23 protein-coding genes are annotated in these 24,676 nt (G+C 64.0%); 18 read left to right on the top strand and 5 right to left on the bottom strand.

Annotated elements, in window-relative coordinates; all coding sequences use genetic code 11:
* Positions 1-12: 12 nt before the first annotated feature.
* The 4 genes from HQ325_RS04165 to catC are packed head-to-tail and all read left to right on the top strand — an operon-like array spanning position 13 to position 3,235.
* Positions 13-936: a LysR family transcriptional regulator gene (locus HQ325_RS04165; RefSeq protein WP_222626836.1), complete on the top strand. Its 924-nt coding sequence runs from the start codon at positions 13-15 to the stop codon at positions 934-936.
* A complete protein-coding gene (locus HQ325_RS04160; RefSeq protein WP_222626835.1) occupies positions 933-2,036 on the top strand; it encodes a mandelate racemase/muconate lactonizing enzyme family protein in 1,104 nt (367 codons plus the stop codon). The genes HQ325_RS04165 and HQ325_RS04160 overlap by 4 nt, the downstream gene beginning before the upstream one ends.
* 42 nt (positions 2,037-2,078) lie before the next feature.
* Complete coding sequence (gene catA / locus HQ325_RS04155; protein WP_222626834.1) at positions 2,079-2,945, top strand: catechol 1,2-dioxygenase; 867 nt, start codon at positions 2,079-2,081, stop codon at positions 2,943-2,945.
* A gap of 5 nt (positions 2,946-2,950) precedes the next feature.
* The gene (catC, locus tag HQ325_RS04150) at positions 2,951-3,235 is read left to right on the top strand and encodes a muconolactone Delta-isomerase (protein ID WP_222626833.1); all 285 of its coding nucleotides are present in this window, start codon (positions 2,951-2,953) and stop codon (positions 3,233-3,235) included.
* A gap of 462 nt (positions 3,236-3,697) precedes the next feature.
* Here catC and HQ325_RS04145 read toward each other — a convergent pair whose 3' ends face one another.
* Positions 3,698-3,835 carry a hypothetical protein gene (locus HQ325_RS04145; protein ID WP_222626832.1) on the bottom strand — a complete coding sequence of 46 codons (138 nt, stop codon included), beginning with the start codon at positions 3,833-3,835 and terminating at the stop codon, positions 3,698-3,700.
* 344 nt (positions 3,836-4,179) lie between these two features.
* On the opposite strand from HQ325_RS04145, the gene HQ325_RS04140 reads away from it, so the two are divergent.
* From HQ325_RS04140 to HQ325_RS04120, 5 genes are all read left to right on the top strand, one after another.
* The gene (locus HQ325_RS04140) at positions 4,180-5,823 is read left to right on the top strand and encodes an NAD(P)/FAD-dependent oxidoreductase (protein WP_222626831.1); all 1,644 of its coding nucleotides are present in this window, start codon (positions 4,180-4,182) and stop codon (positions 5,821-5,823) included.
* A 12-nt stretch (positions 5,824-5,835) separates the two neighbouring features.
* The gene (locus tag HQ325_RS04135) at positions 5,836-6,381 is read left to right on the top strand and encodes a flavin reductase family protein (protein WP_222626830.1); all 546 of its coding nucleotides are present in this window, start codon (positions 5,836-5,838) and stop codon (positions 6,379-6,381) included.
* Positions 6,382-6,419: 38 nt separating this feature from the next.
* The gene (locus tag HQ325_RS04130; RefSeq protein WP_222626829.1) at positions 6,420-8,042 is read left to right on the top strand and encodes a 4-hydroxyphenylacetate 3-hydroxylase family protein; all 1,623 of its coding nucleotides are present in this window, start codon (positions 6,420-6,422) and stop codon (positions 8,040-8,042) included.
* A 45-nt stretch (positions 8,043-8,087) separates the two neighbouring features.
* Positions 8,088-9,032 (top strand): alpha/beta hydrolase, encoded by a 945-nt coding sequence (locus HQ325_RS04125; protein ID WP_222626828.1) that lies wholly within the window; start codon positions 8,088-8,090, stop codon positions 9,030-9,032.
* A 273-nt stretch (positions 9,033-9,305) separates the two neighbouring features.
* Positions 9,306-10,064 carry an SDR family oxidoreductase gene (locus tag HQ325_RS04120; RefSeq protein WP_222626827.1) on the top strand — a complete coding sequence of 253 codons (759 nt, stop codon included), beginning with the start codon at positions 9,306-9,308 and terminating at the stop codon, positions 10,062-10,064.
* 60 nt (positions 10,065-10,124) lie between these two features.
* Here the strand turns inward: HQ325_RS04120 and HQ325_RS04115 are convergent, their stop codons facing one another.
* Positions 10,125-12,470 (bottom strand): LuxR C-terminal-related transcriptional regulator, encoded by a 2,346-nt coding sequence (locus HQ325_RS04115; RefSeq protein ID WP_308014244.1) that lies wholly within the window; start codon positions 12,468-12,470, stop codon positions 10,125-10,127.
* Between the two features lie 561 nt (positions 12,471-13,031).
* Entirely contained in the window at positions 13,032-13,946 is a 915-nt protein-coding gene (locus HQ325_RS04110; RefSeq protein ID WP_222626826.1) for an SDR family NAD(P)-dependent oxidoreductase, read from the bottom strand.
* A 67-nt stretch (positions 13,947-14,013) separates the two neighbouring features.
* Between HQ325_RS04110 and HQ325_RS04105 the strand changes: the two genes are divergently transcribed.
* The 8 genes from HQ325_RS04105 (at position 14,014) to HQ325_RS04070 (ending at position 22,595) form a co-directional block, all read left to right on the top strand.
* Complete coding sequence (locus tag HQ325_RS04105; protein WP_222626825.1) at positions 14,014-14,418, top strand: MarR family winged helix-turn-helix transcriptional regulator; 405 nt, start codon at positions 14,014-14,016, stop codon at positions 14,416-14,418.
* 274 nt (positions 14,419-14,692) lie between these two features.
* Positions 14,693-15,652 (top strand): ABC transporter substrate-binding protein, encoded by a 960-nt coding sequence (locus HQ325_RS04100; protein ID WP_222626824.1) that lies wholly within the window; start codon positions 14,693-14,695, stop codon positions 15,650-15,652.
* Positions 15,642-16,607 (top strand): ABC transporter permease, encoded by a 966-nt coding sequence (locus HQ325_RS04095; RefSeq protein ID WP_222626823.1) that lies wholly within the window; start codon positions 15,642-15,644, stop codon positions 16,605-16,607. Before HQ325_RS04100 ends, HQ325_RS04095 begins: the two co-directional genes overlap by 11 nt.
* A gap of 10 nt (positions 16,608-16,617) precedes the next feature.
* Positions 16,618-17,595 (top strand): iron chelate uptake ABC transporter family permease subunit, encoded by a 978-nt coding sequence (locus HQ325_RS04090; protein WP_261777654.1) that lies wholly within the window; start codon positions 16,618-16,620, stop codon positions 17,593-17,595.
* Positions 17,592-18,389 carry an ABC transporter ATP-binding protein gene (locus HQ325_RS04085; RefSeq protein WP_222626821.1) on the top strand — a complete coding sequence of 266 codons (798 nt, stop codon included), beginning with the start codon at positions 17,592-17,594 and terminating at the stop codon, positions 18,387-18,389. The genes HQ325_RS04090 and HQ325_RS04085 overlap by 4 nt, the downstream gene beginning before the upstream one ends.
* Positions 18,390-18,421: 32 nt before the next feature.
* A complete protein-coding gene (locus tag HQ325_RS04080; RefSeq protein WP_222626820.1) occupies positions 18,422-19,435 on the top strand; it encodes an ABC transporter substrate-binding protein in 1,014 nt (337 codons plus the stop codon).
* A 59-nt stretch (positions 19,436-19,494) separates the two neighbouring features.
* Positions 19,495-21,327 carry a siderophore-interacting protein gene (locus HQ325_RS04075; protein WP_222626819.1) on the top strand — a complete coding sequence of 611 codons (1,833 nt, stop codon included), beginning with the start codon at positions 19,495-19,497 and terminating at the stop codon, positions 21,325-21,327.
* A gap of 479 nt (positions 21,328-21,806) precedes the next feature.
* Positions 21,807-22,595: an alpha/beta fold hydrolase gene (locus HQ325_RS04070; protein ID WP_222626818.1), complete on the top strand. Its 789-nt coding sequence runs from the start codon at positions 21,807-21,809 to the stop codon at positions 22,593-22,595.
* A gap of 470 nt (positions 22,596-23,065) precedes the next feature.
* On the opposite strand, the gene HQ325_RS22755 is transcribed toward HQ325_RS04070, so the two are convergent.
* Positions 23,066-23,248, bottom strand: a complete 183-nt coding sequence (locus tag HQ325_RS22755; protein ID WP_308014359.1) for a hypothetical protein — start codon at positions 23,246-23,248, stop codon at positions 23,066-23,068.
* A 27-nt stretch (positions 23,249-23,275) separates the two neighbouring features.
* On the bottom strand, positions 23,276-23,614 hold the full coding sequence (locus HQ325_RS22955; RefSeq protein WP_374107183.1) for a hypothetical protein: 339 nt from the start codon (positions 23,612-23,614) through the stop codon (positions 23,276-23,278).
* Positions 23,615-23,628: 14 nt separating this feature from the next.
* Between HQ325_RS22955 and HQ325_RS22950 the strand changes: the two genes are divergently transcribed.
* A complete protein-coding gene (locus HQ325_RS22950; protein WP_374107182.1) occupies positions 23,629-24,162 on the top strand; it encodes a hypothetical protein in 534 nt (177 codons plus the stop codon).
* Positions 24,163-24,676 lie beyond the last annotated feature (514 nt).

Raw genomic sequence — 24,676 nt, 5'->3', positions numbered from 1 at the left:
GGAGTCGAATCAGTGGAGCTGCGCCACCTCCGGCAGTTCGTCGCCGTCGCCGAGACCCGTCACTTCGGGCAGGCGGCGAAAAGACTGTTCCTCGCCCAACCCGCCCTCTCCCAGTCCGTGCGGCAGCTCGAGGCAGAACTGGGGGTCACCCTGTTGGCCCGCACCACGCGGCAGGTCAGCCTGACCCCGGCGGGTGAGTACTTCTACCGCGAGACGGTCCGCCTCCTGGCCGGACTTGACGACAGCGTGACGAGCGTTCGGCGTATCGACGAGGGGCGGACCGGTCTGGTGCGCATCGGCTTCACGGGAACAGCCGCCTTCGATCGACTGCCCGCCATCGCTCGCGCTCTGCGTCAACGGCTTCCCGAGGTGGTCCTGGAGATACACGGGGATCTGTTGACACCTGCCCAGGTCGAGGGTCTTCGTTCGGAGGAACTGGACCTGGCGGTTCTCCGGCCACCGGTGGCCGGAGACGACCTCGAGGTGCGCACCATCGCCCGCGAGTCCATGGTGCTGGCGCTGCCGGTGGATCACCGACTCGCGCAGGAGCCGGCGCTCGAAATCCTGGACATTTCCTTCGAGAGCTTCGTCATGTATTCCGATGCGCATTCGGCCGTCAACGAGGTCGTCGTGAGGAGCTGCCGTCTCGCCGGCTTCACCCCGAAGAGAGAACACGAGGCGCCCGACACCTCGGTTCTCCTCGCCCTGGTGGCGGCGGGCCTGGGCGTGGCGCTGGTACCGGAATCGGTTCGTTCGATGAAACTCGACGGAGTCGTCTTCCGAGACGTCAGCGGGGCCGACACGATCGATCTGGCACTCGCGTGGAGCCGCGACAAGTCTCTCCCCCTGGTGACCTCCCTGATCTCGGCACTCGAGGACGCGGGCATCCTGCCGTCCGCCGTACCGATCGATCCTGCCCTGAAGGACATCTCATGAAGATCGTCGCCGTCGACGCGATCCCGTACTCCATCCCGTACCGCAAGCCGCTGCGCTTCGCGAGTGGTGAAGTCACTGCGGCAGAGCACGTTCTGATCCGTGTGCACACCGACGACGGCGTCGTCGGCATCGCCGACGCTCCCCCGCGCCCCTTCACCTACGGCGAGACCCAACGCGGCATCGTCGCCGTCGTCGAGACTCTCTTCGCACCCGCCGTCGTCGGCCTGACACTCACACAGCACGAAGTGGTGCACTCCCGCCTCGCCCGCACCGTCGCCAACCCCGTCGCCAAGGCCGCGATCGACATGGCGATCTGGGACGCACTCGGACGCACCCTCGACCTCTCCGTCACAGACCTCCTCGGCGGCTACACCGACCGCATGCGCGTGAGCCACATGCTCGGCTTCGACACCCCCGCCGCCATGGTCGACGAGGCCACCCGCATGCGCTCCGAGTACGGCATCGAGGTGTTCAAGATCAAGGTCGGCCGTCGCCCCGTGTCCCTCGACACCGCGGTCGTCCGAGCACTGCGCGAGAACCTCGGGCCCGACGTCGACCTGTATGTGGACGGCAACCGCGGGTGGACCGCGTCCGAGTCCGCCCGCGCCATGGCCGAGATGCGCGACCTCGATCTCTCACTCGCCGAGGAGCTCTGTCCTGCAGACGATGTACTCGGTCGGCGGTGGCTCGTCTCCCAGCTCGACGTGCCGTTCGTCGCGGACGAGTCCGCGGTCACTCCGGCCGAGATCACCCGCGAGGTACTCGGTGGCTCCGCGACCGCCGTGAGCATCAAGACCGCCCGCTCCGGCTTCACCGGCGCACGCCGAACCCACCACCTCTGCGAGGGTCTCGGCCTCGAGGTCGTCATGGGCAACCAGATCGACGGCCAACTCGGCTCCGCGTGCACCGTCGCGTTCGGCGCCGCTTTCGACCTCACGTCCCGACGCGCCGGCGAACTGTCCAACTTCCTCGACATGAGCGACGACCTCCTCACCGAACCGCTCGAGATCCGCGACGGCGAACTCAGCGTCTTGCCCGGATCGGGACTCGGCGTTCGCATCGACCCGGACAAACTCGCGAAATACCGTTCCGACCACTGATTCTCGGCCCTCGACAGCGCACCGTCACGCAAGGAGTTCACAATGAGCATCGACCACGCAGTATCGACAGACGTCTCCGCCGAGGTGGCCACCGCCGCCGCTACCGGCGCGAACGCCACCGAGCGCTTCAGCTCCGACAAGTCGTTGGCCGCCGACACCCCACCCGAACGAGTCAGTGCGCTCGCTCGCCAGGTACTTTCGGCCGTCCACGACACGATTCGCGAGCACGAAGTGACGTACGACGAGTACAACGCCCTCAAGGCCTGGCTCATCAACGTGGGACAGACCGGTGAGTGGCCGTTGTTTCTCGACGTCTGGGTGGAGCACGTCGTCGAGGAAGTCGCGGCCGAGTCGCGCGAGGGCAGCAAGGGCACCATCGAGGGCCCTTTCTACGTACCCGGTGCCCCCGAACTCGGATCGGCGGCGATAGTACCGACGCGCGACGGCGAGCAGGGCACCCCGCTGTTGTTCCAGGGACAGGTTTGCGGCGTCGACGGCAGCCCCCTACCGCACGCCGTCATCGAGATCTGGCACGCCGACTCCGACGGTTTCTACTCGCAGTTCGCACCTGGAATTCCGGAATGGAATCTGCGCGGCACGGTGACCACCGATGAACAGGGACAGTTCTGGATCCACACCATGAAGCCTGCGCCGTACCAGATTCCCACCGACGGTGCCTGCGGCAGTTTGATCTTCGCGGCGGGATGGCACCCCTGGCGTCCCGCGCACCTGCACCTGAAGGTCGCGGCAGCCGGCCACCAGCAGCTCACCACGCAGCTCTACTTCCCCGGCGACGTACACAACGAGGACGACGTCGCCAACGCCGTCAAGCCCGAGCTCATCCTCGACCCTCGGGAGGTCGACGGCGGTCAAGAAGTGACGTACAACTTCGTACTCGACAAGGACTGAGACACATGCTCTTCGCGGTGAAGATGCACGTCGCGCTGCCACAGGATCTCGACGCGGATGTACGAACCGACACTCTCGCCCGAGAGAAGGCGTACTCGCAGCAGTTGCAGCGCGACGGGGAGTGGGTCAGCATCTGGCGCGTCGTCGGCGAGTACTCCAACCTCAGCGTCTTCGACGTGCGAGACAACGAGAGGCTTCATGAGATCCTGTGGAATCTACCTCTGTTCTCGTATATGACCATTGACGTGACTCCACTCGCGACACATCCCTCGGCCGTCACGGAAGGATGAGCAAAGGACGACCGACGTCACCTGACGTTTCCGACCGGGGAGCGCCCGTGCAGACCTCGTACGGTCGACCCGAGCCAGGTCATTCGCAAGCTCGCCCCTCAGCTGTACTCGAGCGACTCGGCGCGGACCACCACTCGGATCGAGTTCGCGGTCCGTGAACATCGCTCTACTGATGCGCCGCAATGGATCCAGGGCAGTCGGTGGTTCGAATCTGCCGGGGCGACGGCCACACGCCGGTTCGCAGCAACTGCGCGTGCATCTCGCCTACCGGGCGGTGGTCGGACCGACCACAACAGAACAGTCGAACCGTCGACATCGCGCACTGTCGCCATCTTTGGATCGCACGCGGGACAGATGACACCGCAGGACGTCGTTCCGGGTTCATGAACTGGGCGCCGAATGCCTGCGCTGCACATTCTCGAGAAACCCGAATTACTCTGTAATCCCATGTCTCGCTGAACTCTACGTCGTGTGTAGACCGTCGGCCTCGACCCTGATGCCATCGTCGGTCGACCAGAGCACGGCGTACAGGGCGTCGAGCCGCTCTTCCCCTGCGTCGATTGTCGAGCTTGCCGCCCGAACGGCGTTGTCGGGGAACATGTCACGTTCCCTCACGGCTGCCCCGCCGAGGTGTGGCGATAGCTCTCGGGCGCAACAGTTGGTGAGGATGTACTACTGCGGCCGATGAGCGGGTCGCGTCCCGCCCACTACGGGAACCGTTGCGGCGGTGTGAGTATCGATGGACCCATGCTGGTCGAGCGGGGTTTCATCACACCGGCCGCCGACGCGAAAGTCAGGATTTCACAGCGTGATGGCAAACATGGGTAGCCGAGGGGGTAATTCACCCCTCGGGGGGTGACTGTGAGACAGGTCATGATCGTTCCCACACATCGAACGCGTCTCATTCGAGGCCGTAGCCGTCCGAGCACAAGGAGTGCACCACCATGACCACCACCATCTCCCCCGACGTCGACGTGGTCGTCGTCGGAGCAGGATTCGCCGGTTTGTATGCACTACACAAGCTTCGCGACACAATGACGATGACGGTGAGAACTTTCGAGGCAGGCTCCGATGTCGGGGGTACGTGGTTCTGGAACCGGTACCCGGGCGCCCGCTGCGACATCGAGAGTGTCCACTACTCGTACTCGTTCGACGAAGATCTGCAGCAAGAATGGCAGTGGAGCGAGAAGTTCGCGGGACAGCCCGAAATTCTGCGATACCTCGAACACGTCGCTGACCGCTTCGACCTGCGCAAAGACATCACGTTCGGCACCCGAGTCATCGCAGTGCAGTGGAACGACGACGACTCGATGTGGGAGGTGACCACAGACCATGGAGAAGTCGTGCGCAGCCGCTTCTTCATCTCGGGCGCCGGCAACCTGTCCGTACCGAAGACACCGGAGTTCGGCGGCATCGAGAACTTCCGAGGCGAAGTGCTGATGACCGGTAATTGGCCTCGCGAAGGGGCTGATCTGACAGGCAAGCGCGTCGCGGTGATCGGTGCAGGCGCAAGCGGTATCCAGGTCATCCCTCTGATCGCGCAGCAGGCCTCGCACCTCACTGTGTTTCAGCGGACTCCGAACTTTGCCACCCCACTCGGTAACGGGCCGATCGATCCGGACGAAGTCTCTCGCATCAAGGGTGCGTATTCGCAGGTCCGTGACGCGGCCCGCAACCATTTCCTCGGCGTTCCCTTCGATCAGGTTCAGCCGTCCGCTCTGGCGGTAGACGCCGAGGAACGCCGCCGCACCTTCGACGAACGGTGGAACGCGGGCGGCTTCCGTCTGTTCATCGACAGCTACCAGGACATCTTGTTCGACAAGAAGGCAAACGACACCATCGCCGACTACATCCGCAACCGTATCCACGAGCGAGTCACGGACCCAGAGGTGGCGGACATGCTCGCTCCCACGGGTTATTCCTACGGTACGAAGCGGCCTCCACTCGAGACGAGCTACTACGAGACCTACAACCGCGACAACGTCACCTTGATCGACGTCAAGGACACTCCCGTCAGCGCCATCACGCCCACAGGGGTCCAGGTGGGGAACGATGTTCACGAAGCCGATGTGATCGTCCTGGCCACCGGTTTCGACGCGATGACCGGTCCACTGATGGCGATGGACATCCAGGGCCGCTACGGCCAACGGCTTGCCGACTCGTGGGCAGACGGGCCCCGCACTTACCTGGGACTGATGGTCCACGACTTCCCGAACTTGTTTCTCATCACGGGACCCCAGTCCCCGTCTGTGCTGTACAACATGCCACTCGCCATCGAGGACCACGTCGACTTCGCCACCGATGCCATCGGGTATCTGGCGAGCCAGGGTCTCGATGTGATGGAACCCCGCCTCCACGCACAGGATCAGTGGGTAGCGACGACCAACGAGATTGCTGCACAGACACTTCTGCCGGAAACCAACTCCTGGTACATGGGAGCGAACATTCCGGGCAAACCGCGTGCCTGCATGGTGTACCTCGCCGGCGCGCCCACGTACAGAGCGACCTGCGACGACGTCGTCGACCGCGGCTACGCCGGCTTCGCTCTCGAACGTGCCAACAGCCGCGCCCTCACCGCTACCTCTTAGAGAGCAGCCATCATGGACGACGTCTTCAGCCGATACGCCAGTGGCGTCACAGTTGTGACGTGCTCGAATTCCGAGGGCAAGCCGCACGGGGCGACCGTGTCGGCCTTCACCGCCGTCAGCCACGAGCCATACCTTTGTCAGATCACGCTGACGAAGAGGTCGAAAGCCTGTGGTTTCCTTCAGGAAAAGCCCTTTGCCATCAACTTTCTCGCGTCGGATCAAGCTGATGTGGCCATGCACTTCGCCGGTCGGCCCATCGATCCTGCGCCGGAACTGGTGGACGGACCCGTTGCGCCCGTCCTCGAGGATGCACTGGCGACGATCTCGTGCCGACCTTGGCGCACCTACGAAGGTGGTGACCACGTGATCTTCGTCGGCGAAATCGTGCACACAGTGATCAGCGGACGTGCACCGCTCCTGTACTTCGGAAGCGCCTTCCATGCACTCGAACCGGTCGCTCCCCTCCACGCATGGGATGGATGTTCCGACGATCCCTTGGCCGGATGGTTCGACCAGACAACGACCTTCGTCCCCGCGCATCTTCACGCGGTCGGCTGATCCGCCTCCCACATACACGTCTCGAAAGGAAACTTCACATGACAACCCTCGACGAGCGCACCACCGATCCGGAAAAACTTCCCCCGGTCACCGAGAATCCTGCGGCGAATTCGACTGCCAACTCCGAACGAACCTTCGCCACCAAACCGATGACGGGTGACGAGTACATCGAATCTCTCCGCGACGACCGCGAGATCTACATCCACGGCGAGCGCGTACCGGACGTCACCACCCACCCTGCGTTCCGCAACCCCATCCGGATGACCGCGCGCCTCTACGACGCCCTGCATACCGGGGATCAGGTCGACACGCTGACCACGCCCACCGACACCGGTAGCGGCGGCGTCACCATGCCGTTCTTCCGCGCCCCGACGTCATCGGCCGATCTGCTGAAGGATCGTGACGCCATCGCGGCGTGGGCTCGGATGTCCTACGGCTGGATGGGCCGCAGCCCCGACTACAAGGCGAGTTTCCTCGGGACACTTCACGCCAACAAGGAGCTCTACTCCCCGTTCCAGGACAACGCCGAACGCTGGTATCGCGAGTCCCAGGAGAAGGTTCTGTACTGGAACCACGCCATCATCAATCCGCCCGTCGACCGCCACCTACCGCCCGACGAGGTCGGCGACGTGTTCATGAAGGTCGAGAAGGAAACCGACGCCGGCCTCATCGTGTCGGGTGCGAAAGTAGTCGCGACCGGATCCGCCATCACGAACTACAACTTCATCGCTCACTACGGTCTGCCGATCAAGAAGAAGCAGTTCGCGCTCATCTGCACTGTCCCGATGGACGCACCCGGAGTCAAGCTGATCTGCCGTAGCTCGTTCACCGAGAACGCGGCTGTGATGGGCACCCCGTTCGACTACCCTCTGTCTTCGCGCATGGACGAGAATGACACGATCTTCGTCTTCGACAAGGTGCTCGTCCCGTGGGAGAACGTCTTCATGTACGGCGACGTGGAGAAGATCAACGCCTTCTTCCCGCAATCAGGCTTCCTGCCCCGCTTCACACTCCAGGGATGTACCCGTTTGGCCGTGAAACTCGACTTCATCGCCGGCCTGCTCATGAAAGCCCTCGACGCGACCGGTTCGGGAGGCTTCCGAGGGGTGCAGACGAGGGTCGGCGAAGTCATCGGCTGGCGTAACTTGTTCTGGTCACTGACCGAATCGATGGCGCGCGACCCCGAGCAGTGGATCGGCGATACGGTCATCCCGAAGATCGAATACGGATTGACCTACCGCATGTTCATGCTTCAGGGATACCCACGCGTGAAAGAGATCATCGAGCAGGACGTCGCATCCGGCCTGATCTACCTGCCGTCGAGCGCCCGCGATTTCAAGAGCCCCATCGTTCGTCCGTTGCTCGACAAGTACGTCCGAGGATCGGACGGCATGACCGCGGTCGAGCGCGTCAAGATCATGAAGGCGCTGTGGGATTCGGTGGGCACCGAATTCGGCGGACGCCACGAACTCTACGAGCGCAACTACTCCGGAAACCACGAGAACGTGAAGGCCGAACTGTTGTTCGCAGCAGAAGCACGCGGCGACGTCAGCTACATGAAGGGCTTCGCCGAACAGTGCCTGAACGAGTACGACCTCGACGGCTGGACAGTGCCCGACCTGATCGGCAACGACGACGTCTCCTACTTCGGCAACAGGTAACCGGCCCTCGCCATCTCCCGAACTCACTCAAGGACAGGAAACAACATGGCAGTCGACGAACACGTCACTCAACTACTGACCGGCCTCGATGCCCAGGGGGTGCCGCCATTCTCACAGATGCCACTCGAACAGATTCGCGAGACGATCGCCGGCTTCACCGGCATGCAGTTGCCGCCAGAAGATGTCGCAGGATTCACTGAAACCGAGTACCTCGGCGTCGACGGCAATTCTCGGCCGTTACGCATCTACACCCCCGATGTGCCAGGCCCCCGGCCGATCGTTCTGTACTTCCACGGCGGCGGATTCATCGCGGGAAACTTGGATGTCGTCGATGAACCCGCACGTGCGATCGCCAATGCCAGCGGGGCGATTGTCGTCACCGCCAGTTACCGACTGGCACCGGAGCACCCGTTCCCCGCGGCTTCCGATGACGCTGCCGCCGCACTGCAGTGGGTTGCAGACAACGTCAGCGCTCACGGCGGGGACCCCGAGAACATAATTCTGCTGGGAGACAGCGCCGGCGGAAACCTGGCAGCCTCTGCGGCGTTACGGGCCCGCGACACCGGTGGACCGCGAGTGAACGGACTGGTGTTGATCTACCCTGCGCTGAATCCGAACGCGAATCTTCCCTCGCGTGCAGAATTCGGAGAGGGGTTCCTCATCGGTTCGGCCGACCTGGACTTCTTCTGGACAAGTTATCTCCAGGAGCCTGAAGACGCGAGCAACCCCTACGCTGTTCCACCGCTCGCCGACCTCGCCGGCCTACCGGCAACGCTGGTTCTCACCACGGAGAACGAAGTCACCCGAGACGAGGGCGAGCAGTTCGCGGATGCTCTCCGAGCCGCTGGAGTGCAATGCCGCAACACGCGATTCGATGGTCTCGTGCACGGGGTGTTCTGGCTGTCGGCAGCAGTTCCACGCGGTAGGGAGTTACTCGATGCTGCAACCCAGTTCATTCGTGAGGTAAGTGTCGCCGCCCCTGCTCGGTGATCTGGGCAGAGCTGACGCGGGCCGGGCGCATTCACGGCGAATGCGCCCGGCCTTGTAGCAACCACGGGATTCTTTTGTTCACTTCAGCGCTTTCCACCTGTCGAGCCCAGTGGGTGTCATCACCGCGCGGGGAATCGCCCGCACCGAACGTCACGACTGCCTGTACTCGCCTCGTCGACTACCGCGCGCTCACCCAGCAGTTCCCGACAACATTAATCGATCGATGACGAAATGGGATATTCAGTGTCCGACTTCAGAGGTAAAGCAGGGCTCGTGAGCGGCGCAGCCGGTGGAATCGGCCGCGCTACAGCAGTAGCGTTCGGCGAGCTGGGCGCCAACGTCGTGGTAGCAGATCTCGAACACACACGATCCGATTCGCTCGAGACAGTCGAGTTGGTACGACGTGCGGGCGGTGACGCCACTTTTGTCGCTGTCGATGTCGCAGACGCCAGGTCCGTGGAAAATTTGATCCTCGCGACGGTTGGCTATTACGGACGCCTGGACTTCGCACACAACAATGCCGGCATCCTGACCACGGGTTTCACTGCAGACATATCGGAGGACGACTTCGACAGAGTTCTCGCTGTCGACGTGAAAGGCGTGTGGCTGGCCATGAAGTACGAGATCTCGTACATGAGGAACCATGGCGGTGGCACTATCGTCAATACCGCATCCGAAGCCGGCCTCGTGGGTACTCCCATGGCCGGCGCCTACGTCGCGGCTAAACACGCCGTCGTCGGCCTGACCAAGACCGCCGCAGGCGAGTACGCGAACATGGGAATTCGTATCAACGCGATTGCACCGGGCGCAATCGAAACCCCCATGGTCTCCCGCCTCCCACGCGAAGGACAGGATATGTTGATGGCGCCGCAACCGCTGCACCGATTCGGAACACCGGAAGAGGTCGCCGAAGCTGTCGTGTGGTTGTCCTCCGACAAGAGCAGCTTCGTCCTGGGTGCAGTCCTGTCCATCGACGGAGGTGCCACCTCCAACGCCCAGTCGTTCGACCCCGACCTCAGCCCCAGTACCTGAGCATCGACTAGGCCCAGCCCTGTCGAACAACGTCCGATCATGGGGATCTGTCACACCGCCCTAATCAGCACGTCCGCTCGTGTTCGTATTCGCGGCATCGTTCTGATCAGCCGCCCCATTCGCTCGTATCCACACAGCGACTTGTGTCCTGGACCCCACACCGAGCTTGGTGAAGATTCGTTCGACGTGTCCGTCGACGGTACGGCGCGAGATGACCAACTTGTCCGCGATATCCCTGTTGCCGAGTCCCTCCGCCAAGAGTCCTGCGACCTGTACCTCTCGTTTCGTCAGCACCGATGCAGGTGAATCGACACTGTCACTGCGATAGGGCTTGGTTCCCAGTGCCAGGCCGACCGATTCGACGATGTTCAGGCCACTCGTCTTGTTTCGTATCCGCTCGAACACGCTGATACCCAGGGCATGTTGTACCGCGCTCATCGACGTCGTGGAGTCGCGTTCCACGTGCGGACCGAAAGCTGCGACGGAAGTCCCCAACAGCTTCCACACCGAGCTGGCAGCACCGCAAAGTTCTGCCGCGTGTTCGGACTCACCGACAGCCTGCGCCGACCACACGAGGACCTCGATCGAGAGTGCCGTGCATATCTTGTCTTTGAAGTCGCGTTGTATGCCGAGTGCCTTGTGGGCCGCCGATATCGCGTGCTCGGTTTCGCCGAGATGGAATCGAGCCACGCTCGAAACCCACAGTGCGTAAGCCTTGTTCCACTGCTCCCCGTGCCCGTCAGCTATGGCAACGACGTCGTCACAGGTTATGAGCGACTGTTCGAGTTGCCCGTCGTAGGCCTGCGCCATGGCAAGCATGAAGGAGGCAGTGAGCAGGGAGGCTTTGTCGTCCTGTGCTCGATGAACATCGACGGCGCGGCTCAGCAAGGCTATTGCCTCAGAGGTGTGGCCACTGAACAACGCGTGTAGTCCAGCCCAGTGATCGCGGTGTGACTGCAGGCGTGAGTCACCGAGACGGTCAGCGATCGCGGAGCACTCGTTCAAATGGGCGAGTGCCCCATCACGGTCGCCCTGGATCAACGCTGTCCACGCGGCGACCCACAGAACATCTCCACGTGACTCGTCCGACAGAAGTCGTGCAAGAACACGTTCGAGCCGTAGTCGTCCGTCCGACAGATAGCCACCTGCGATCCAGTGGTATCTGAGGGCGACCGACAGGGCTGCCGCTGAGTGGAAATCCCCATTACGTAACGACCAATCCAACGCGGACATCAGGTTGTCATGGTCGACTCTCAGTAGTCCGAGATGTTGCGACTGACGAGGACTGAACCAGTCGTCTGCGAACTCCTGGGCTTTTGTCACGTAGTGATCTCTGTGCCGAGAATAGACGGCGGCGCTGTCACCACTCGTCTCGAGTAGTTCGTGACCATATTCACGAACGGTCATCAACTGTGAGTAGCGCAGTTCAGCGGCGGATCGGTCGACACTGACAAGGGACTGTGCGATCAATCCGTCGAGAGTCTCAATCACCCCGCTCTCCGACACGACACCACCACTACAGACTTGCTCCGCGGCTTCCAGATCCAAGCTTCCGGAGAAAACTGAAAGCCTTGCCCACAGCACCCGTTCTGCATCGGAACAAAGGTCGTAGCTCCAGTCGATGAGAGCCCTGAGCGTTTGTTGACGCGGCATGCTGGAACGATCGCCGCCGGTCAGCAAGGCAAAACGGTGATCCAGTCGACGAGTCAGCTGCGACGGCGACAACGAGCGCAGTCTCACGGCGGCAAGTTCGATCGCGAGAGGGATACCGTCCAGTTGCGAACACAGCTCGGCGATATCGTTGGCGTTGGAGTCGTTCAACTCGAATCCAGTGAAAATAGCCTGAGCGCGTTCGACCAGCAGTCTCACCGACTCGTAAACGGCAACATCGGCGGCGGCGTATCCGGTCGGCAGTGGTGGCGGCGTGCTCAATGGGGGTAGATCGAACGTCGTTTCCCCACCTACACCCAGCGGCGCACGACTGGTAGCGAGAATGTGTGCCTCGGGCGTGCCGGCAAGGATGGAAGCGACGAACTGCGCCGATGCTTCGAGGAGGTGCTCACAGTTGTCGAGCACGATCAGCACGTGCTTGTCACGGAGATAGTCGAGTGTCTTGTCCATCGTGTCCTTGTTGGACTGGTCGATCACGCCCAAGGCAGCAGCCGCAGTAGATGTCAACGCTTCTGGATCTCGGACCGAAGCGAGATCGATCCACCGATAAGAATCGCGGAACGCTCTCGACGTTCGTTCCGCGATCCGCTCGGCGAGCCGAGTTTTTCCGACTCCGCCCGGACCCAACAGAGTGACCAGTCGGGATTGTTGTAGGCGAACGTGCGCTTCGTCGATCTCTTTACGGCGACCGATAAAGCTGGTAATACTCTGTCGGTGGGGCCTGCTGCTGTGCACAATGACTCCGTCATGGGGCGTTGATAATGTTCGGCGATCAATGCCTCACGCGGCGTGATCGAAACTATTCACACTTGTGAGAGCCATTTATCTGCAGGTTACCGGCCAGAGCATAGCAAAATCGCCCGCCCCACGAGTATGATCGAGCTATCAACATGGACGAGAATCAATTTGTCGATTTCCCGCATCGATCTCGGCGTTGCGGTATCGGATCGAGGACCGGCCAGCCTGTCCGGAACCGCAGGGCGGACGATGACAGAAATCGTTCCGGATCGGCTTGTCAGAAGCGCATCACCCACCACCATGTCCGCACATGAGTCGACAGCCGCCCTCGATACGTCCTCAACGGCTATCGAATTGGCGGCCGTCAACCAGGACGATCTGCATCTGGATTATTACGGCACGATAATCCGGAAATCAATCTCGCTCGAGTCGAATAGACGTAGCTTGACAACACAGAAATGCGGCAATCGCCTCCACTTCTCGATTTCGGCCCGTCCCCTTTCAGTTGGGACGTGGAACATGCCTACGCTGCCTGCCTGTCGCACTCTCGGGGTCGCTTCACATGAAGACGCGGGTCCCGATGATGCGCTCGGTCTCGCCCCACAGGAACGCACCCAGTTCGGGATCATGGCTCGTCTGCACGGGTTCGGCCAGCACCGGTGTGCCCGCAGCGTTCCTCCGCGGACCGATGTAGACCGCACCATGCGGTAGATCGTGTGCCGCGACCGCCGCAACCGCCGAAGCAGCGGCCGAGTCCTTGCCCTGAACGATCGACGAGAATGCAGGTCCGAGCATCCTGGCGGCTGCTCGAACGACGATCGACCGGGTGTGGATCCCCGGCCGATCGGCAGTGAGCGCATCGATCGCTCCGCCTGGATGGGCGACGATCGACTCGACCTCGGAGTGTCGGGTCCGAAGTCGGCGCGAAAGTTCGAAGCCGAGAATCTCCGTTGCGTGTTTGGACATGGCATATGCCGTGCGTGGTCGGTAGGTCCGCTGAGCCAGCCAATTCTCGGGGTCGAACGGGATGCGTCGAGTAAGCATGCTTCCCATGCTCACGATCCGGGCTCCCGGTGTTCTCTCCATGGCAGGGAGGGCGATACGGAGCAATTCGACATGGGAGAGCACGTTCGTGCCCATAGTCACCTCCACACCGAAGGGGCCGTTCTGGAACGTCGTGGGTGGAGCGATCACGCCCGCGTTCATGACCAGGCCGTCGAGCCGAGGCACGTCTCGTAGCTCCGCGCCCGCGTGTCGAACGGAGTCGACGACAGCGAGATCCATCTGGAGGAACCGGTGGCGGGCGGAATGAGGCAGGAGGTCGATGGCGCGTCGCCCACGTGTACCCGACCGCGCCACGACGATGACCTCCGCGCCCAGTTCGGCCAGCCGTTCGGCGATGAAGTATCCGATCCCTGACGTGGCGCCCGTGACGGCAACCGTCCGCCCGTCGAGACGGTCGAGTTCCAGCATGTCCATCTCCTTCAAGTCTTGAACTATCAAGATACTTCAAGTATGGAAGTAGTGTGGACGGATGACGGTGGACATCCTCGACGCGACACTGCGACTGCAGGAGCTGGCGCGCCGGATCAACGACGATCTCCTGCCGTTCGCGACGCAGGAGGGTCTCACGCTGATCACCGCGCACGCACTCTGGAACGTGGACCCAGATCGAACGGACCTCACGATGTCGGAACTCGCAGCGCACTTGAGATGCAACGCGTCCAACATCACGTTCATCGTCAAACAACTCGAAAGTCGCGGTTTCGCGGAAAGGTCGTCCGACCCGGCTGACGGGAGGCGCACCGTCGTGGGGCTGACCGATGAAGGAGCCAGCGCCCGACAGCGCCTCGGCCAGGCGCTCGCATCGGTCAGCCCGCTGACGAAGCTGACTCAGGAGGAAGGGGCATCGTTCGCGAGGATCTTGAATGTCCTACGCGGGTGATGTTGCACTGCGACGGTTGTTCGCCTGACCTGTCGTGGCACCGCCGTCGAACTGTTCTCCGACAGAGACAATCACAGCGTCACGCTGACTGTTGCCGCCGTATGCCTCGGAGCGTTGTACGGGCGACATGTCGGCGGCTCGGACACGACGGCGATTCACGCGCGGGCCGCTGAGACCGTCGCAGCCATCGTGGTGAAGTTTGCGTAGCCTTACCTAAGTGACTACGCTCCAGCGAGTAAAGGTTCGGTCAAGACATCACACCCTCTGGAGCCTCGTGAAGACCCCGAAGACCACGATCCTCGCCCTGCTCGCCACCGTGATCACGGTGAGCGCGCTCGCGAGTTGCAGCACCGACGACACCACATCCGCGGACTCCGCCGCCACCGTCTCCGTCGACACCGCCACCGGCCCTGTCGAGGTACCACGAAACCCGCAGCGTGTCGTCGCCCTCGACAACACGTCACTGGAGACCCTGCGCGCGTTCGGCGTCGAACCGGTGGCGCTGCCCAAGCCGATCATGCCGTACGAAGGGTTCGAGGACTGGATCGACGACGACGCCATCCTCGATGTGGGTACGCACCGGGAGCCGAACCTGGAGGTCGTGAACGAGGCGGAACCCGATCTCATCATCGGCGGCTACCGCTTCTCGGAGTACACCGACGAACTCGGTCGCATTGCCCCCACGCTGGACATCGCGCCGTCCGACGATGCCGAGGGGGGGTACGTCGAGTCACTGAAGCGCCAGACCGCCTCTCTCGGCGTTGTTTTCGACCGCGAAGAGCAGGCGGCCGAGATCATCGCGGCTCTCGACGACGCGGAGGAGAACGCGGCGGAGCGGACCACCGGCCAGTCGGTGTTCCTGTCCGTCGTCTCGGGCGGCAAGATCGACAACGGTGCCGGCCGGATCGGTCGGATCATCGAACCGCTGAACCTGCGCGACGTCTTCGCCGGTGAGGCCGGCGACGTGCACGGCGACTCCGGCCTGGCGCCGGAGGCCGTCGCCGCGGCGAACCCGGAGTGGATGATCGTGCTGGACCGCGACGCCGCGGCCGGTGAACCCGGTGCAGCTCCGGCGAAGTCGGTGATCGATGCACAGGAAGCGTTCGCCCGCACCATGTTCGCGGCCGAGGACCAGATCGTCTACCTGGATCCGTACTTCTACACCCGGGAGAGCATCCAGGCGTACGCCGAGACGTACGAGCAGCTCGCGGATGCCTTCTCGAATGCATCGTAGGACAGCACTTCTGGGGTCTGCGGTCGTCACCGCCGCCCTGGTCGCGGCGTCGCTGCTCGTCGGCGAGTTCGACATCTCGCTCGGCACACTGCTCACCGACCCGGTGGCGCGGGAGATGTTCCTCATCTCTCGCGTCCCGCGGACCCTCTCGTTGATCTTCGCGGGCATCGCGATGGCGGTGTCCGGCGTGGTCATGCAGATGATCACTCAGAACAAGTTCGTCGAGCCCACCACCGCCGGCACGAGCCAGTGGGCGGGGCTGGGCATTCTCGCGGCCCTGTTGCTGGCGCCGAATCTCGGGCCGATGCCGAAGATGCTGATCGCCACCGCGTTCGCCTTCGTCGGCACCATGTTGTTCGTGGGCGTCCTGCGTCGAATCTCGTTGGAACAGCAACTGGTGGTCCCCCTGGTCGGCATCATGCTCGGCGCCGTCGTCGGCGCGATCACCACCTTTCTCGCCGGTACATTCGACCTGCTGCAGTCCATGTCTGCGTGGCGGTCCGGCGGATTCAGCGGCATCGTGCGCGGTTTCTACGAACCCTTGTGGGCCGTCGTCGTCATCGCCGTGCTCGTCTACCTGCTCGCGCACCGCTTCACCGTCGCCGGCCTCGGGAAGGACCTCGCCACCACGGTCGGCCTGAACTACGACGCGACCGTCGTACTCGGCGTCGCGATGGTGGCGGTGTGCACCGGTGTCACCAGCGTGGTGGTCGGCTTCATCCCGTTCCTGGGCCTCATCGTGCCGAACATCGTGTCCATGGTCCTGGGGGACGACGTACGGAGGAACCTCCCGTGGGTCGCGGTGCTGGGCGTCGGACTGCTGCTGGCCTGCGACCTGATCGGGCGCACGGTGGTCGCACCCATGGAGATTCCGGCCTCGGTGATCCTCGGCGCACTCGGCGCCGCCGCCTTCGTCCTTCTCGTGGTGAGGCAGCGACGTCATGTTCTTGCGTGAATCACCCTCGATGCCGACGCCGGTGGGCACCGACTCGGGACCACGTCCGCGCCGACGACTTCTCGTGGCCTCCTCGGTGCTGGCAGGAGCGATCGCCTGCTTCCTTCTCCTGTTCGTCCGAGGTTCTTTCGAGTTCGCGGTGGAACGCCGCGCCACGATGCTGGGCGCCATGGCCGTCGCGGCCTTCGCCCACGGGCTCGGCACCGTCGTCTTCCACACCGTCACCGACAACCGACTGATCACTCCGTCCATCGTCGGTTTCGACTCGCTGTACGTGCTGATGCAGACCGTCATGGTGTTCGTCTTCGGCGGCTCCGTCATCGCTCGGACCGACGGCACCCCGAAAGTGATCGCACAGACCCTCACCATGGTCCTGTTCGCCACGATCCTCTATCGGTGGCTCTTCTCCGGTCGCCTCGGCAGTCTCTTCACTATGCTGCTCGTCGGCGTCGTCCTGGGGCTGGCCTTCGACAGCCTCTCGACATTTCTGCAGCGTCTGCTCTCCCCCACCGAGTACGACCTCCTGTCCGTTCGCCTGTTCGGTCGCCTCAGCGGGGTGGATCCGGGCATGCTTCCCCTCGCGTTCACGGTGTGCGTCGCGGTGGGAGTGGTGTTGTGGCGCAGACGCTTCCGACTCGATGCGCTGTTGCTCGGCCGTGACTCCGCGACGACCATCGGCGTCGACCACAAGCGTGAACTGACGCTCGTGCTCGTTCTGGTGGCGCTGCTGGTGTCGTTCTCCACCGCGCTGGCAGGGCCGATGACCTTCTTCGGCTTCATCGTCGCGACGATGGCCTATCAGGTGACCGGCAGCTACAAGCACCAGTACGTGCTGCCGATGGCGTTCGTGCTCGGCATGCTCACGCTCGTTGTCGGACAGTTCGTCATGCAGCACATCTTCTACGCGGCCGGGTTCCTCACGGTCGTCATCGAATTCGCGGGTGGACTGCTCTTCCTCGTCGTCGTCCTCCGGAAAGGCAGACTGTGATCACGTTCTCGGACGTCTCCAAGACCTACCAGAGCGAGACGGTGCTCGGACCGGTCAGCGGCACCATCGCAGAGGGTGGCATCACCTCGGTCGTCGGACCCAACGGAGCGGGCAAGTCGACCCTGCTCTCGATCATGGGCAGACTGCTCGAGCCGACCACCGGAACCGTGACCATCGGAGACGCCGTGGTGCAGCACACGGCCACGAGAGACCTGGCCCGCATCGTCTCGGTGCTGCGCCAGGACAACCACCTGACCGCGCGGCTCACCATTCGCGAGCTCGTCTCGTTCGGCCGGTTCCCGCACTGCGGCGGCCGACTCCGCGCACACGACCACGAACACGTCGACCGTGCGCTCGACTTCCTGCACCTCGACACTTTCGCCGGGCGCCACCTCGACCAGGTGTCGGGTGGTCAACGCCAGCGGGCGTTCGTCGCCATGGTTCTCGCGCAGGACACTCCGTACGTCCTGCTCGACGAGCCGCTGAACAATCTGGACATGAAGCACTCGGTGGCGATGATGGGCCATCTCCGACGCGCGGCCGACGAATTGGGGCGCACGATCGTGCTCGTGGTGCACGACATCAACTTCGCGGCGGCCTGGTCGGACGACATCGTCGCGATGCGGGACGGCCGGATCGTCGTCAGCGGGCCCGCCGGCGCGATCATGCACGACGACATCCTGAGCGACGTGTTCGATACCCGGGTGCGCGTCCACGACATCGACGGCGCGCGGACCGCCGTGTACGCCCGCCCTCGGAACGAGGTGCGTATCGCGGCCTCGACACAACCATGACACGCACGACAGTGCTTTCGAAAGGATTCGCCATGGTGCACTCCCCCCTTCGCCGGCGAGGCGTCCGCCTCGCCGCCGCTGCGTCGATGGCGCTCGTCGTCCTCGGCGCGTCCGCGTGCAGTTCGACCGCCGATGACACCGCAGAAACTGTCGAGCCGACACCGAGCGAGACCCGCGTGATCGCCACCGACAAAGGGGAGGTGACTGTGCCCGCCGACCCCCAGCGCATCGCGGTCCTCTCGGCCGGGTTCGCCGGATACCTCTACACACTCGACGCGCCCGTCGCCATCACCGACACCAGACTGCTCGGTGTGACCAACCTCGACGGCGGCTTCCCTCCGCAGTGGGCAGACAAGGCTGAGGCACAGGGCACAGCGGAACTGCCGGCCGGCGAATCGTTGAACATCGAAGCCATCGCGCAAGCCGAACCCGACCTCATCATCGGCGGCGGGCAGGGCTACTCCGCCATCCTGGCCGACGATGCCTACGACCGGCTCGCCGCGATCGCACCCACCGTGCTGATCCCGTCCACGGTCAACACCTGGCAAGGCGAACTGGCGGCAGTTGCCGACGCTGCCGGGGAGAGCGACAAGGTCGACTCACTTCTGCAGGCATACGAGGAGAAGGTCGCCGACATCGAGGACTCCATCACCGTTCCCGGGTCGCCAGTCGCCTATTTCCTGTCACTGGGCACCAATGAACCCTCCTTCATCCCGCAGACCGCGGCACTGCCGACGTTGTTGTCGGAGGTCGGTTTCGAAGCCGACGACATTCTCACGAAGGCCGGGAATCCGGAGTTGTACGGTTCCGGGGACTCGTTCATCGTCAGCCCAGAACTGCTCGGGTCCGTCGCCACCGCCCCGGTGATGTTCGTCGTCCCGGTCGCCGGACGCACCCTCGACCAGCTGAAGCAAGATCCGGCCTACGCGGCGTTGCCGTCCTTCGCTGCCGACACGGTCTACGGGCTACCGGCGACGAGCTACCGACCCGACTACGACGGGGTCATGGCCACGCTGGACCAGATCCAGCAAATGTTCGCCGCGTAGCAGGCGACGCCGAGCTGCAATGCCACTCGATGGGGTCTGTTCAGGAGGTAGGGATTCCCATGGCGGGCACAGTGCGCGACGTACAGGTCTTTCCGATTTGTATGCGAGAACTCGATGTTCTGCGGGTCGAGGACGTGACACCCGGGATGCGACGGATCGTCGTGGGCGGGCCGTCGATGGACCGGCACGTGCGCGACGGCGTCGAGCTGCCTCCGGTGCGGACCACCGGATTCGACGACGACGTCAAGATCCTTCCGGTCGATCCTGTCACCGGGACCCTGCCGTTTCCGGTTCCCACGAATCTGGACGACGGCACCGTCGACTGGCCCGCAGGATCGTTCCCGTACGCACGGACGTACACCGTGCGACGGTTCGACGAGACCGAGCGAGAGATGGTGCTGGACTTCGCAGCCCACGAGGGCGGACTTGCCGCGACGTGGTCCCGGACGGTGCAGCCCGGCGACACGGTGCTGATCGCTGGACCGAAACACTCCGCGTCCCTTCCGCGCGAGGCGGACTGGATGCTCGTCGCCGGGGACGAGACTGCCCTGCCCGCCATCGCGCACTGCCTCGAGATGCTGCCCGCTGATCTGCCGGCGACGGTGGTCGTCGAAGTGGCCGAGCGCTCGCACCGGCAGGAACTCGCCTCGGCTGGCGACGTCGACATCACCTGGCTGTATCGATCCGAGGCCGGAGGGGCCTCCCGGCTCGTCGACGCGGTCCGAACGGCGCCGTGGCGACGCGGGCAGCCGTACCTGTGGGTCGCCGGCGAAGCACAGACCATCAAGCCACTACGTCGATGGGCGAAGCAGGACAAGCAGATCGACAAGAAGTTCGTCGAGATCGCCGGGTACTGGCGTAGACGCGAGGAACGAACGGACGCGTCCCCGGCCGAGAGCCGCCAGGCGAGGGACGCCGCGGCGCGCCTGCACGAGATGGCGGACCTGGCGACCCCCCTGGTGATCAGGACCGCGGTGACGCTCGGGGTGTTCGCTGCTGTCGACGGCGGCGCCGACACCGTCGACGCGATCGCCGCAGCATGCAGCACTCACCCCGGCGCCACGGCGAAGCTGGTGCGGCACCTCGTGCTGCTCGACCTTCTCACCACCGACGGTCAGCGTTGCGCCCTCACCGAGATGGGGTCCCTGCTCGCCGACCAGGACGCGTTTCTCAACCAGTCGCTACACGACGACAGGATCCACACCCGGCTCGAACTGTCGCTCCTCGGACTCACCGAGACGATCCGGACCGGGGCACCCGCTGCGACGCATCGTTTCGCCGACAAGATGGCCGAGCCCGGTGTCGCGGACAAGTTCCACGAGGAAGCGGCATTCTCCGCTGTCTACCGCGCTCCCGCACTGCCCGACGCGGTCGATCTCGACGGAGTCCGGACGATCGCACTCCACGGCGACGGGGCAGGCGTCTACGCCGACACCCTCGTACGGGAACGTCCCGACCTCGAGATCACGCTCGTCGGACATCCCGACCGCAACCGCCCGAACCTGGCAGACGTGGCCGACGAGCGGCGCGGTGCGGTGCACTGCATCGACTCCAGGGACGTCACCCCGTCGGCGTCCCCGGTGGACCTCGCGATCGCCGTCGACCTGATCGACGCTCACCCGGACGCTGACGCCCTCCTGCTGCTGTCGATGCTGGCGACCTCCGCGCGCAGGGTCGTCCTCGTCACCGACGTGCTCGACCCGGCGACCACCGACGATCACGACACCGAAGACGACTTGGTCCGACTGTGCCTGTACGGATCCGGGCGACGCACCGAAGCCGAAGTGCGCGAGCTGATTGCCGAGTCCCTCGGTGCCGACGCACGTGTCGGAAGCCTGGGGTGGGGGTCCACTGTGGTCGAATTTCCAGGCCGATCGGGGTCGGCCACGTGATGGGTCGGACGACTCTCGTCTGAACCTCGCAGGAAGCCGACCGGCTGCCTCGCGCACGCGGCCTCGACGACCCAGACGAGTACCTGCAGTTGGACCTGCTGCACACACGCGATCAGCAGGACAGCCCGACGACGACCGCCTCGGCGCACCTGCGTTCTCACCGGGGGACGAGCCGGAACGCGATGACGCGCTGTCGCCTCCGGAACATCTCGAGATCAACAGCGAATGCGTACCCCGTCGCACCCGCCCACCATCCGACCGCGGTGCTGTCCCGGTCGCACCAGGGCGACTCGGCCACCACACGCTCTGCCGCCGCGTGTTCAGGCCGGCGGTGGGGCCGCGGCGAATCGCCACGCCGGTGACGTGGTCCCGAAAAGTCGTACCCGGCGAGGAACAGTCGACTCGAACACTGGGTGAGCGGGTGCCGTCGGTCTTCCGGAGCCCGCTCGTCGACCGGGCATTCGCGTACCGTCTACTGTATGACGCTGAATTATGTCAGATTCGGAAATGGCAGCCCGCTGTTGCTGGTGCACGGCTTGGGCGTCGGATGGCGATCCTGGTCCCCGATCATCGACGAACTGTCTGAACACCGTGACGTCATCGCGGTCGACCTGCCGGGGTTCGGCGAAACGCCGCCGTTGACGGGCGACGTGTCGATCGCTGCTCTCGCCGACTCCGTCGCGGATTTCATTCGCGAACACGATCTCGGTGGCATTTCCACCGTCGGTCAATCCATGGGCGGTCGAATCGTCCTCGAACTGGCGCGGCGGGGAGTCGGCGGCGACACCGTGGCACTCGACCCCGGCGGTTTCTGGAGCGACCGCGAACGCGCTGTCTTCGGCGCTACACTCCGGCCGTCGATAGCCCTTGTCAAGGTGTTGCGGCGCTTCCTGCCTGCGCTTCTGGGCAACCCTGCGGGAAGGACCCTGCTGCTGGCACAGTTGTCGGCGCGGCCATGGGCGCTCTCGCGCGACACCGTGTTGCCCGACGTGCGCGGGCTCGCCGACTCCCCGTCGACCGACGCCGCTCTCGATGCCCTCATCCACGGGCCGAAGCAGGAAGGCGCCTCGTCCGGCACAGTGCCCGGGCGGGTCACAATCGGTTGGGGACGACGAGATCTGGTGACAGTGCCGAAGCAAGCGGCGCGCGCTTCGGAGCTGTTCCCCGATGCCGTTCTGCACTGGTTCGAGCGATGCGGTCACTTTCCGCAATGGGACGCACCGAAAGAAGCCACTCGACTGATTCTCGACCGCACCGAAAGAGGATGATCTTCGAAAAGGTCGGACCAGTGCATGTCGATCGCGGGTCACCATTCGCCGGCGACCTCGACCGGGCCCCCTGCGAACTCGCCGCGTGGTAACGAATGTCAGAGTGTCGCGGGAAGTTCGCGGCGCGTCCTACCGGGGGATTCGCACGGGCCCGCACATCAGCTCCGAGGCGGCGTACGGGCAGCGACGGAGGACCGCCATTTCTCGTCCGGTGACTTCACAGGTGGCGCCCGAGCACGCCCTCCGACGTGTGCCGCTCTCGCAGTGACCGGACGTCATGCCTACGGCGAGCATGGCCAGCAGAGTTTCTACTCGGGCGTCGAGACCGATGCCGAACTGCGCACCGTCCGCCGTCTCGGCGCCCATTTTCTGCAGGGGTATCACCTTGGGCGTCCCGCACCTGCCGCCGACGGAACCACCCCTCCTAAGTGAAGATTCTCGCCGCACCGAGGGTCTCTGCGTCCCTGAGATCAGCTGACGGTCCGCTCGTCTTCCGAACGTTTGGGGGTGTCCAGGCCGGGTAGCACCCGGCGATGACCGACCACGACCCACACCGAGAAGGACCCGCCCGTCCAGCGGGAGACGGCGTATCGGTACTGCTCATCGCCGACCCCGGCAAACCCGCAGACCTCGCCGAGCACCTCGCCGACCACCTACCCCGACGCCTCACCAAACGAGGATCACCGCCCCGCCGATGGACAACCACCGTGCGCCGACAACCCCTCGTCTCCGACGAACACGCCTCGCTCACCGACGTCATCGACACCGTCGACACCGACTCCGACCACGAGGACATCGTCGTCTACCTCACCGACCTCCCCCGCCGCGACAACACCGTCCCCGTGATCGGCGAGGTCAGCGCAGATCACGCGTTCGCGCTGATGTCGATCGCCGCCGTCGGCGGCATCGACCTCGCGCGACGCGTCACCACCGTCGTCGAACTCGCCCTCGCACGCATCCTCGGCGAACCCGAACTCGCGCCGACGAGCGGCGCGAGACGATTCCCCTCCGAACAGCACGAGACCGGCACCCGGTGCGAGCCAACCGGCCCTGGCGGCTGGTCACCGGCCTGTCCAAAGTGCTCGTCGGCGCCTTCGCCACCGGCGCATTCGCATTGTCCACCAGCACCATCTGGTCGTTCGCCGACACCATGGGCGGATGGCGCCTCTGTGCGGCGACGATCCTGTCGACGGTGGCACTCATTCTCTGGCTCGTCATCGACCACGAACTGTGGGAGCGGCCCGAATCCGACGAGGAACGCGAACGGTCGAGGCTCTACAACACCGCGACCGTCATCACCCTGACCATCGGCGTCGTCGTCCTCCATATCGCCCTGTTCGGCCTGCTGCTCTTCACTGCCTGGCTCTCCCTCCGAGCGCACGTGCTGTCCTCGACCCTCGGGCACAGCGCGACCGTCGCCGACTACCTCGAACTCAGCTGGCTCCTCGCCTCGATCGCCACCATCGGCGGCGCCCTCGGATCCGGCCTCGAGGACGACGACGCAGTCAAGGAAGCCGCGTACGGAACCAGACAGCGCCAGCGACACGAGAACACGCAGACGGAGTGACCCGGCGGGAGATTCGCGAAGCGAGCGGTGCACCGTGCACCGACGTTCGCACACGTCCACGCCACCGGCGACCGGACGCGAAGCGAGTGGAATCCGGCCACAAACGTCCCCGGAAGTCCACGTTCTGTGATGGCCTCTTCGTCGCCGCAGTCCCCCCACGGCCACTGACGTCCACCCGAGTCCATCGGACGAGTTACGAGTGATTTGTGACAAGTCGTGACATCGAGCCACGTCTCGGCAGTTTTCGCAGGTGACCGGACGCCCCTGGACCGTGGCCGACCTGAACGGACGTATCGCTGAAGTCGTGAAACAAGAGGTCAACGAGGCGATTCCGGATCACTCGTGCAGTTCGAAGGCAGAGAGCCTCCTGTCAGGATTGAACTGACAACCTTTCGCTTACAAGGCGTCGACGACCCGATCAGGTGGATTCACCTGGATTCACGAAAACCGGTCTGAGCTGTGTTTTCGTCCATCAGCGTCCGCCTCAGTCCGCCTCCGTCCGTCCCGACTTGTG

The organism is Rhodococcus sp. BP-349 (assembly GCF_019835845.1).
In the GTDB taxonomy this organism is placed as follows: Bacteria; Actinomycetota; Actinomycetes; order Mycobacteriales; family Mycobacteriaceae; genus Rhodococcoides.
This window is presented reverse-complemented; position numbering and strand designations above follow the sequence as displayed.